The sequence below is a fragment of the Pleurocapsa sp. CCALA 161 genome, assembly GCF_003003995.1.
Classification (GTDB): Bacteria; Cyanobacteriota; Cyanobacteriia; order Cyanobacteriales; family Xenococcaceae; genus Waterburya.
The window spans coordinates 1-11,014 of sequence record NZ_PVWF01000131.1 but is presented as its reverse complement, the minus strand read 5'-3'; the positions used below and the strand labels follow the sequence as shown (position 1 = coordinate 11,014).

General features: G+C 39.6%; 8 protein-coding genes. 5 read left to right on the top strand and 3 right to left on the bottom strand.

Annotated features, from left to right (window positions below; all coding sequences use genetic code 11):
- The first annotated feature begins 100 nt into the window (after nucleotides 1–100).
- Nucleotides 101–751, top strand: coding sequence for a transglutaminase family protein (locus tag C7B62_RS21370; protein WP_106242070.1), 651 nt, complete (start codon nucleotides 101–103; stop codon nucleotides 749–751).
- Between the two features lie 70 nt (nucleotides 752–821).
- On the opposite strand, the gene C7B62_RS21365 is transcribed toward C7B62_RS21370, so the two are convergent.
- The 3 genes from C7B62_RS21365 to C7B62_RS21355 form a co-directional block, all read right to left on the bottom strand.
- Nucleotides 822–2,513: a hypothetical protein gene (locus C7B62_RS21365; protein ID WP_106242068.1), complete on the bottom strand. Its 1,692-nt coding sequence runs from the start codon at nucleotides 2,511–2,513 to the stop codon at nucleotides 822–824.
- 244 nt (nucleotides 2,514–2,757) lie between these two features.
- Complete coding sequence (locus tag C7B62_RS21360; RefSeq protein ID WP_106242065.1) at nucleotides 2,758–4,314, bottom strand: alpha/beta hydrolase; 1,557 nt, start codon at nucleotides 4,312–4,314, stop codon at nucleotides 2,758–2,760.
- Nucleotides 4,315–4,320: 6 nt separating this feature from the next.
- Complete coding sequence (locus C7B62_RS21355; protein WP_106242063.1) at nucleotides 4,321–6,207, bottom strand: fatty acyl-AMP ligase; 1,887 nt, start codon at nucleotides 6,205–6,207, stop codon at nucleotides 4,321–4,323.
- 246 nt (nucleotides 6,208–6,453) lie between these two features.
- Between C7B62_RS21355 and C7B62_RS21350 the strand changes: the two genes are divergently transcribed.
- From C7B62_RS21350 to C7B62_RS21330, 4 genes are all read left to right on the top strand, one after another.
- Nucleotides 6,454–7,458: a permease gene (locus C7B62_RS21350; RefSeq protein ID WP_106242060.1), complete on the top strand. Its 1,005-nt coding sequence runs from the start codon at nucleotides 6,454–6,456 to the stop codon at nucleotides 7,456–7,458.
- A gap of 23 nt (nucleotides 7,459–7,481) precedes the next feature.
- Nucleotides 7,482–8,285, top strand: coding sequence for a TIGR03943 family protein (locus C7B62_RS21345; RefSeq protein WP_106242058.1), 804 nt, complete (start codon nucleotides 7,482–7,484; stop codon nucleotides 8,283–8,285).
- Between the two features lie 14 nt (nucleotides 8,286–8,299).
- Nucleotides 8,300–9,784, top strand: a complete 1,485-nt coding sequence (locus C7B62_RS21340; protein WP_106242054.1) for a hypothetical protein — start codon at nucleotides 8,300–8,302, stop codon at nucleotides 9,782–9,784.
- A 532-nt stretch (nucleotides 9,785–10,316) separates the two neighbouring features.
- Nucleotides 10,317–10,580, top strand: coding sequence for a DUF29 family protein (locus C7B62_RS21330; protein ID WP_106242048.1), 264 nt, complete (start codon nucleotides 10,317–10,319; stop codon nucleotides 10,578–10,580).
- Nucleotides 10,581–11,014: the final 434 nt, after the last annotated feature.

Genomic DNA, 11,014 nt, shown 5'->3' with positions numbered 1-11,014 from the left:
CCCCTATCTCCCCTATCTCCCCTATCTCCCCTATCTCCCCTATCTCCACTACTCCACATCAGTCTTTAAATTAATTATGCCTAGCTACTTAGCTGTTGAAATGAAAGAATACTTGAGAACTAGCGAAGTTATTGATTGGTCACATACTGAGATCATTAATCTTGCTAAAAAAATTGCCTCAAGACACGAAACGTCAACGGCGATTGCTTTACCCCATAGCTTTAGGATCGCCAAAGCGTGCTTTGAGTGGGTACGAGATGAAATTTATCACAGCGTTGACTACCAGATGAACCCTGTAACTTGTCGAGCTTCTGATGTTCTAAAATACAAGACTGGTTACTGTTTTGCTAAAAGCCATTTATTAGCAGCATTGCTAAGAGCAAACCAAATTCCCGCAGGATTTTGTTATCAACGATTGAGTATTGACGATCAAGGTGCGCCGTACAGTTTGCATGGCTTCAATGCAGTTCATTTACCCGAAATTGGCTGGTATCGTGTTGATGCCAGAGGTAATAAAGCAGGAGTTAACGCTCAATTTACTCCACCTTTAGAACAGTTAGCATTTAATATTCAGTTTCCTGAAGAGGCAGATTTTCAGGTGGTTTTTACTGAGCCACTGCCAATTATCGTAGAAGCTTTGCAAGCACAAAATACATGGGATAATATGCTTCGTTCTTTGCCAGACATTTCGTTAGAGTCTGCCCAGAATTATGGATTGATCACGGATAATGAGTATACGTCAGCCAGCTAACAATCTCAATGCACACCGAACTGCTCAAGAACTTTATACAGCTTCATCCCTAGGCTGTGACAGTCAAGGATTAATTACAAAAATAGAAGCGATCGCGATAGCCACTCCCAGATAAATCTTTAGTGTTATCTTGCTTACAGCCTAGTTCGGGCAAAATATTCTCGTCTAGGTCTAAATTTACGCCAATTAGATTCAATGGCTGAGATTGTCTTGCGACCAAGTGTTTAACGTTAGATGAGATCTGTTCTCGACCATACTGATTATCGCTGACTAACATAAACTGAGGTGTGGCAGATGGCGGTAAATCTAAACGCTTAAAGGAATAAGCTAAAGCTACCAATTCGCGGATTTCGGAATGGGTTCGATGAGTTATGGCGACTAAAATAGGAGCTTGGGAAGTTTGTTGAATATAGACGGCTAAAGCATCTGCATGCAGAGATTTTCTAAATCCAAAGTCGCTGACCACAGTTAACGAACCCAAAAAACTCATCATTAGGATGACAGTCACTACCTTGTTTGGGGTAATCGTATTGAAAGTAGTGTTTAACCGACAATTAGCTAAAGCTACTGCGACGATCAAAATTAGAGCAGGAAAATAGCCAAAATGATAGCGTGCTGCTAAAGAAGCATCTTTGCCCAAACCATAGATCAGCAACAAAAACACGATTAAAGACCCACATAAATAGCCTGTCAAGATCACCATTGGTAGACGAGTGGGAGAGTTGGCGATCGCCCTACGCCACTGCTGCACCAAAATGGGCATAGCCCAAATCAAAATACCCAAGACAATCACTCCAGAGCCGATTACTACCGTCTTAACCACCCTTTCAATGGGCAGCAGCATCACCATCGTAATTATCCAGGCGAACAGGCGAGGAATGGGCAGCAAAACATCACTCAGTTCATAATTTGTAGCAATCCAGGTAGTCATTTCATTGCCTGCCACACTTCTGGCTATCGGCAGCCAAACCAAGGCAGTGGCCAAAGTTCCGAACCCTGCCCAACTTAAACTACGTAGATATCTCACAGCTTGAGGATTTGGAATAACCAGCCAAAAAATCACTAAGGCGATCGCTTCTGCACTCAAGGTCAAGACAAAGAAATAGTGAGTTGCAATTCCTAAACCATTAACCACAATCCAAACTAAACTCAGCCACAGGGGAACATTTCTGTGCTGGCGAATTAACTTTAAAGCTTCTACCAAACAGGCAAGAGATGCTATTACCCACAGAACAGTTAAAGTATAGTGTCGTGCTTCTTGCGCTAGATAAACACCATAGGGCGAAAACGCCATCAAAATTGCAGCTAAATGAGCCACCAAACGAGAGCGAAAAGCCATCCAGCCTAACCCAAAAATGCTAGGAATTGCCAGAGTACCAAAAACCGCACTCAGCGATCGCGCCACCTGCAATGAAACTAAATCTCCATTTTTGAGCCAAATACCAGCCCACCAACGAGTTAGCCAAAAATACAGTGGTGGATGAGTACTTTCCTCTCGTAGCCTCTGAAATACCTCTGAATATCCAATTGCTGTATCTAAACGCAGAGGTGCGAGTAAAGTATCTAGATTGATAACTAGATCTAGAGGAATTTGCTTAAAACCATGACCCAAACTATAACCAATGGTAGAAATTTCAATTGAGGCAGCAGATTTTAGATCTAAGTTGAGCAAACGGATTCCTAAGCCTAATCCGACCCAGATTAGCAGTAGTAACAGGCTAGTAGTTCTAATAGAGTGTTTTTGATGGTTGCTAGAATTCAATTGTAGATGCAGGATAGTCAGCTATCCTTTTTCTCTGGTTAACCTTTCAGATTTTACCTTTACTCTTTAACTTCTGTACTTTATTTATTCATCATTCCCTATTTCCCGATCTCCCTATAAGAGAGCAGTAATTCTCATTATGACAAGCTAGTCAAACCGTTGATATAGGGCTATAGGAGTTTTCTGTAATTAGTATTCCCGCCAAAGTTAATTTATCAGCCAAGTTTAATCAAATTTTTAAAGGTTAATTAGCTAACAAATGCAAATTATAGGGCTTTTTAGCGATCGCCTGAAGATATGCAGTACTTAAATAAGGAATATAGCGAGGATTTTCGGCAAGATAACTTTGAAAAAAAACTAACGATAATAAACTTTGATAAGTTTTTGCTACTTGTGCAGCTTCTGCTTGTGATGATTGCACCTCTTTTGCTAAAGTGACATTAGAGTGGGGTAGCTTTTGCGAAATTACTAAATAATTATTTGTACCCAAAGACTTAAACAAGGGTATCTGTTCTTGTAATAAAGAAGTTAGAAAATCTCGATCTACCACCTGAAACATGATGGGGATAGGAATGTCTTGTTCTAACTTGCCAAAAATACTCTGACCAAAAGGTACAAACATATATGCAGCCTTGATGCGATCGTCTTTTAGAGCTAGCCTTTTTCTAGGCAGTTCCAAAGCTCGACATTGATACAAAATAGAAATATTAAGTAGATTTAAAGGTTGAGCGCAATCTTGTTCGAGCTGAAGAAAATCAAACTCTGCGCCTGCCAAAGAAAGACCTGTAGTAGCACCGATAGAATAGCCAAAAAAACCTACCTGCTTGAGATTAAGCTGATGATTAAAGCGATCGCGATTGAGTTGTTCTAGTCGATCCAAAATATAACTGATATCAAGAGGGCGATCAATAAACTCGGTAGCATCAAAATTCTCCTGATATAATCCTTCTAAAAAAGCTTTTTGACGATTGCGATCGCTTCCTGGATGATCGGGAATAACTACCCCAAAGCCATGACTAGCTAAATAACGTGCCAACTCTTCAAAGCGATCGCGTTTTGCCCCCAAGCCATTAGAAACGATGATAATTGGGATATTATCGGTCTGATGTTGAGGTAAATATAGATCTGTAACTAAATTGCGATCCCGCTGAGAATCGTAAAATTCTAAAGTTTGTTTAGTCGCGCGATCATTACCAGGCTGTGATAAGTCGCGAAACTTAGTATTTTTTTGAGTGTTTTTCTGTACAATTTCTGGTGTTAGGCTAGCAATAAACTTTTCAGTATCTTCTTCTGTCTGAGCAACCTGTTTAACTAGCTTGAGTAATTCCTTCAAATTGAGCTTAATATCTGTAGGAAAGCGTTGCAAAAAATCCACAAAGTTAATCCCATCAGGCGATTGTGCCGTTTGTACCACCGCTGCACGCAAACCATAAAAACCATTAATATAGCCAGGCAGTTGAATAATCTCACCAATGCGTTGCAGCATTTTGACCCCCGCTGAAGTTCGAGAATAGCGATAGACCAACACAGGATCGACATCATAACTCTGTCGGAGAAACTTCCGTAACTGCTGACTTTGCTGTCTAGATAAATATCTAAAATAGTAATTTAGACTATCACTGATCTCTCCTGTCTCGGCAAAAGTTGCCAAATCTCTTACCTTAAGGTTAAAACCCAACAGACTATAGTTAAGATCAATCTTTTCCGCAGATATAGCTAATCGCTCTATTGTAACTATGCCAACCAAAGTTGCCACGATTAGTAGCACACCAGAGCCAATAATTTGAAACCTTTTGAGCATAAATACTTATTGCTTCTTCTCTAAAAATTTAATTGGCATAAAATTATTAACCAAGTGTAATCCTCGGCGAAATTTTCCTTTAGCGATCGCCGACCAGATCTTAAAATAAGTAAGAGGATTAGTATATCTTTGGAACAATCCAGTCACATCGCTAGTGGCAACATCTTGGTGATACCATTCTTGCCAAATATCTAAACTTCGATCCAGAAACATATCTTTGCACTTAGCACGCTGTACTTTGCCACTAGAGGTTTTTGGGATACGTCCAGGCAATAATAAAACAATACCGTAAATATCAATAAAGTGTTGTTGAAAAACCTGCCAACGGATTGCTTCTACCACTTCATCCATCACTAAAGCTTTTCGCTGGGTGCGTTCAATTTCCTGAGCAATTACCAATCGAGGTTTTCCTTCTACCTCAACGGAAAAAGCAGCGCCAGAGTTGGGTTTTAATCCCAGGTGAGACTGTTCTATGGTTCGCTCAATATGCTGTGGATAGTGATTAAGTCCCCAAAACACTAAGACATCATGTAGACGACCAGTAATATATAGTTCGCCATCACTCATAAAACCCAAGTCCCCAGTACGTAAATATTGTGTACCTTGCCAACTAGCCTGAAATGTTTGCTGAGTTTGCTCACTTAACTGCCAATATCCTTGTCCGACGTTAGAACCTGAATACCAGATTTCACCGATTCGATCTGGCTCACATTTGGTTAAAGTCAGAGGATCGGCAATCAAAATCTTACCGTCTAGCCAGGGACAACCCGCACTTACAAAACCCTTAGTCCCTGGTTGAAACTCATCTACAATTACTACTCTATTTTGCTCTAAGGCGACTTCATCTAAATATTGAACTTTTGGATACTTGGTTCGATCTCCCCCTGTAATCATTAAAGTTGCTTCTGCCATCCCGTAGCAAGGATAGAAAGCAGTTGATTTAAAGCCACAACTGGCAAACTTTAGGTTAAATTCCTCTAGGGTAATCGTCTGTACTGGTTCAGCGCCACAAAAAGCAACTTGCCAGCTACTTAAGTCTAATTGTGACACTTCTGCTGCCGTAATGCGATCGCATAATAAATCATAGGCAAAGTTGGGCGCACCGCTAGTTGTCCCCTGATACTTACTAATCGCCTGTAGCCAACGTATCGGTTTTTGCACAAAACTAACGGGAGACATCATCACGCAATATCCTCCCGCATATATAGGCTGGATCACGTTACCAATCAAACCCATATCGTGAAATAGGGGTAACCAACCCACCCCTACCAAGTCTGAGGTATGTCCAAATGCTTGCATTAACATCTCCTGATTCTGCATCAGACATCCATGGGTAATCATCACTCCTTTCGGTTCACCAGTAGAGCCAGAGGTATATTGTAAGAAAGCCAAAGTATCAGTCGCGATCTCTGGTACAGTCCAACCATCAGCTTGTAACTCTATTTTGTCCGTATCTAAACAAGGTATCGCACCCTTATTCCACTCTGATAGCCGTATCTTTAATTTATTAAACGAACTAGAGTTAGTTAAGATCACCTCTACATCCGCAGACTCCAGACGGGTTTGTACCTCCAGCGTCGTTAAGCGATTTTTCGGTGGATGACAGGGTACAGCTACAACTCCTGCATAGAGACAGCCGAAAAAAGCCGTAATAAACTCCAAGCCTGCACTATAAGGAAACACCAGTAAAGCTCTAGAGCCAGGAGCAACAAGTTGTTGTAATTGAAGGGCGATCGCTTTTGCCTTAAGATCTAATTCCTGATAAGTTAGTCTAGTCTCCTTATTTTCTCCATCCCTAAGAAAAATATAAGCTAGATTATTTCCTTGAGAGATAGCTCGATGCTGCAATATTTCTACAATGTTAGTCTTGTTAGACTCAAGCTGACTAGACATTATGACTGCTGTTTATTTAATGCAAACTAAACCATAAATATAACCTGGGTTTATTGAAATTTGAAAACACAGGTTGATCAGTACTAGTTTTCATCCCTCATCCTTGGGTTTCGTCTTTCAATCCAGCCTACAAGATCGGCGATCGCTTGAACCCTCAATACAGCATATCTTGGTCTGACAGTTGCACTTCGGTTAAGATGGGAGGCGAAATCTAATGATCAAGTTGAGCTAGAAAGATCGTTCCTCATGAATCAACTCCACATCGCTTTCACTTTATTTTTAAGTTTATTAGTTGAGGCGATACCTTTTTTGTTACTTGGAGTATTACTTTCTAGCGGGTTGCTATTTTTAATCGATGAACAACAATTAATCACTAGGCTACCGAAAAATCCTTTGTTAGGCTCAGTTGTGGGTAGCTGTATCGGCTTTCTGTTTCCCGTCTGTGAATGCGGTAATATTCCTGTAGCCAGAAGATTATTATTAAAAAGAGTTTCTCCCTCCGTAGCGATCTCGTTTTTGTTGGCAGCGCCGACAATTAACCCAATTGTAATTTGGTCTACCTGGGTTGCGTTTGGCAATCAACCTCAAATTGTAATTTTTCGAGTTTTATTTTCTTTGGCGATCGCTATTATTGTGGGGTGGGTTTTTAGTACTCAACAAGATACTAGATTACTGTTACAAACATCCTTTGCACGACGGTTTAATCCGATTATCTATTCCCCGTCAGAAAATACTGAAGGGAAATCTTCATTGTTGCAGTCTGGTAGTTTTATCCTAGATGGAGGTCAAGTTTTACCCTTTAATAATTCTTTATTGTTAGATACAGGTCAAAATTCCGCAGCTTTGAAATCTAAAGGACAATTTTTTGTAGATAACTTGCTGCAAGAATTTAGCGAACTAGGAGGCATGTTAGTTTTGGGTAGCGCGATCGCGGCAATAATTCAAGTTTTTGTCCCGCGCGAATTTATCTTAAATCTTGGTCAAGATACCATAACTTCAATTCTGGCAATGATGTTACTCGCTGTCATTGTATCCATTTGTTCCACCGTAGATTCTTTTTTTGCTCTTTCTTTTGCCGCTACTTTTACTAGCGGTTCTTTATTAGCTTTTTTGGTATTTGGTCCCACCATAGATATTAAAAGCATTGGTTTAATGGCATCAATTTTTAAACCAAAAATAATTATTTATATTTTTACTCTCGTTGCCCAACTAACTTTTATTTTTACTCTGACTTATAGTTACTTTTTCTAAGTTGTTACCCTTGAGCGAATGTCATGAATTTAGCTAATTCCCGCAAAGCGAACTCCAACAAAAACAATCCTTTATTCCCCTGGTTGGATGGATTGGCTTTATTGACCTGGGGAGGTTTATTACTCAGATATACTCTAACAGGGCAGTATAAACTATTAATTCACCCAAATTACTATGGTTTAGTATTAGCTAGCAGCATCATTTTATTAGGGTTGGGAATAGTCAAAATAAAACTAACCCTAGCTCGCACTCACCCAAAAAATAGTGAACATCTTGCTTTATTTCCTCCTGGCTTTAGCAGTAGTTTGCTAATCTGTGTAGCGATCGCCGGATTAATGATTCCACCAAAAATTTTAACCAGTCAAAGCGCCATGAAAACAGGGGTGAGAGATATTCCCTTAACTCGTTCTCAACCCCAATCCTTTCGTACTGCTACCAAACCAGAAGAGCGATCGCTGATTGAATGGATTCGTACTATTAACGCTTATCCCGAACCCGATGCCTATAAGGGGCAATTAGCTAACGTTAGTGGTTTTGTACTGCACTTAAAGGAACTACCCGATAACTACTTAATGCTATCTCGTTTTGTCATTACCTGCTGTGCGGTAGATGCCTATCCTGTGGGGATTCCTGTCAAACTAGAAACTAGCCGTAATACCTATTTGCCTGACACTTGGCTAGAAATTCAGGGAGCAATGATCGCCGAAACATTGCCTATTAAAGAGCGAGTAGACTCTAAAATCACTATGGAAAGACGTTCTGTGGTTTTAGCTGCTAAATCGATTAAATCTATCCCAATTCCCACCGATCCCTATGGGTACAAGTAACATTTAAGTATTATATGACTTTTAAAAGATTATCCCAGCCGATTGATCAAATTGCGATTGCTCTAATTACTTTTCTGGCTTTAATTATTGGCTTGCTGCTGTGGGGTGGTACTACTTGCGATGATAATTGTATCTTTCATCCTGGGGCAAAGGTCAGTGATTTTAGCTGGCAAAATAAAACTATTGGGGGAGAAGATCGGGCTTTTATTTTGACTTTCAATCGTCCCATTGACCGTACTAGTGTCGAGCAAAATTTAGCCATCACGCCTCCTCTCCCTGGTAAGATTAGCTGGTCTGGGTTGAGAATGGCCTATACCTTAGAAACTCCTCCACCCTATGGAGAAACTTATCACCTAGCTTTAGCTGGAGCAAGAGACAGGTATGCTAATCAGACAGAACAAGGGAGTCTAATTCAACCTTTTACAGCAGAATTTCGCAGTCGCGATCGCGCATTAGCTTATATTGGTACTCAAGGAGATGAAAAAGGCAGGTTAATTCTGTTTAACTGGACAGCACAGCAGAAGTCAATTCTGACTCCCGAAAATCTAACGGTATTTGACTTTGAACCCTATCCCCAAAGAGAGGGTTTCTTATTTTCTGCTGCCGATGTAAATCAAGGCGAAACAGGAATTCAAGGATTACAACTATATACTGTCTCCACTAGCTGGGATCTTCAAAAAGCTAACCAGAATAACCCCAAAGTAGAATTAGTTTTAGATAATCAAGAATATCAAAATAATAAGTTCGATCTTTCTCAAGACGGTAAAACTATTGTTGTCCAGCGACTCAACCGTAAAAATCCCCATAACTATGGTTTATGGAAAATTACTGACAATAAGCTAGCAAAATTAATTACCGACGCTCAAACTGGAGTTTTTTTAATTACACCAGATAGCCAAGCTGTAGCCGTAGCCAAAGGAGAAGGTATTGCTTTGTTACCTTTAGAAACTAACGCCGAACCTATCGACTTTCTCCCCAAATTCGGTCAGGTGCTAGATTTCACTGCTGACGGTACTGGCGCAGCCATGATTGACTATCATACAGATAATCCTCAGTTAAGCTCTACACAATCCCTAATTTATGTCAACAATCTAGGTATCCAAAAACAACTTTTCAATACAGAAGGATCAATCCAAAATTGTCAGTTCGAGCCTACAGCAACGCATCTATATTGTTGGTTAACAGAATTAGTTAAAGGCGATCTATATATTGAGCAACCCTATTTAGCCAAAATAAATCTTAAGACCTTACAAACTGAAACTTTAGTAAAATTAGCAAAATATCAAGATAGTACAATTAGTGTTGCACCTGATGGATTAGGAATTCTCTTTGAGCGATCAGGCTCTGCCTACTCTTACGGATCGCCAAATAAGAAACCTTCAATCAAAAAAAGTAGTAGTATCTGGTTAGCAATTCCTAATTCTAGTCAAACTAATGCAACTGCCATGATTGTCGAGCAATTGCCCTTTGTCGGTTTTCGACCACAGTGGTTGCCTTAATTAATATTACTTTAATCAAAAGATTAGCAGTGGCGATCGCTGTATGGTAATCGACATCATAGGGGTCATTGTCGCTCAGTGATCGATTACCAGTTTTAATTGAGGAATCAATTATTTGACTCAATAACAGCAGAACGAGCGCCACACAATACTCTAAGGAGCTTATTTATTAGAGCTTAATAAAACCAGTAAAAAGATTTAGGAAAAACAAAAATATGGGAATTAGTACTAGTAGAACGCTAGTAATTGTTTTTACAGATGGAGTCATGTTTTCGGGAGGATTTAACTCAGAAAAAGGACCTGAAGTTTTCTTCATATTTAGTTTGATAGCTAATGCATTGTTTACAACTATATGTTCCACCCTCGCATCAGATTTAACATCAATCTAGGGAAAGATTATGATTTTGATTCGCAACATGCCCATCTTGATCTATAGTTCCAATTTTTAGGCATTAACAAAAGATTTAGTCAGGTTAAAAATTATTTTGCCGAGAGTTTAAAAATGGAAGCATAAACTTACCAAAAGTATTCAATAATAATTGAACGTCTGTTGTTGATTGATTACTGGAAAGAAGAATCTCAATACAGTAAAAACCATTGGCTAGCTGAGGTAGATGCTTTTCAACTACAGCTTGAAGATAAAATAACCACTAATCTAGCCCAACTTGCAGAAGACAATTTGCCCAGGTTATATGGCAAAGCAAAAAAAAATGCTGTTCGCAAAAGTCGATTGCCTGAAAATCGCTTTCCCGATCACTGTCCTTACAGTTTGGAAGATATTAAAAATCGCCAATAACTGTTAAGGATGAAATATAAAGTGGGCGATACTGGATTTGAACCAGGAGAGTCAACGATCTTGATGATATAGCGTCGTCTCAAACACTTACTCACTAACGTTTAGAAGCAAAGTGAGTAAAAAGTGAGTAAGGATTACACAGGTGAGATTGGTTACGAGAGTTTACTATCTGACTTCGGTAGATATCAGAAGCAAACCCCTAGAGGCGTAGGAATGACCCGCAAAGGACAAAACATCTACTTACAGTTTAAGACTCCTAATACAGGTAGGAAGCCTTACGCCTGCGGATGTACGTTTACGTTAGATGGGATGGTAGATGCCCTTAAAAAATCTAACAAGGTAGCAGAAGCGTTAAAGAACGTGAGTTCGACGAAAAAATTAGAAACAAAGAAAGGCTGAGATGTAAACTCAGAATAAGCAAAAATACTGAGTAT

What these genes read in the sequence shown, in the direction of transcription:
- C7B62_RS21355 (WP_106242063.1), bottom strand. Translation starts at nt 6,207, where the DNA reads ATGTCTAGTCAGCTTGAGTCTAACAAGACTAACATTGTAGAAATATTG.
- C7B62_RS21345 (WP_106242058.1), top strand. Translation starts at nt 7,482, where the DNA reads ATGAATTTAGCTAATTCCCGCAAAGCGAACTCCAACAAAAACAATCCT.
- C7B62_RS21350 (WP_106242060.1), top strand. Translation starts at nt 6,454, where the DNA reads ATGAATCAACTCCACATCGCTTTCACTTTATTTTTAAGTTTATTAGTT.
- C7B62_RS21360 (WP_106242065.1), bottom strand. Translation starts at nt 4,314, where the DNA reads ATGCTCAAAAGGTTTCAAATTATTGGCTCTGGTGTGCTACTAATCGTG.
- C7B62_RS21370 (WP_106242070.1), top strand. Translation starts at nt 101, where the DNA reads ATGAAAGAATACTTGAGAACTAGCGAAGTTATTGATTGGTCACATACT.
- C7B62_RS21340 (WP_106242054.1), top strand. Translation starts at nt 8,300, where the DNA reads ATGACTTTTAAAAGATTATCCCAGCCGATTGATCAAATTGCGATTGCT.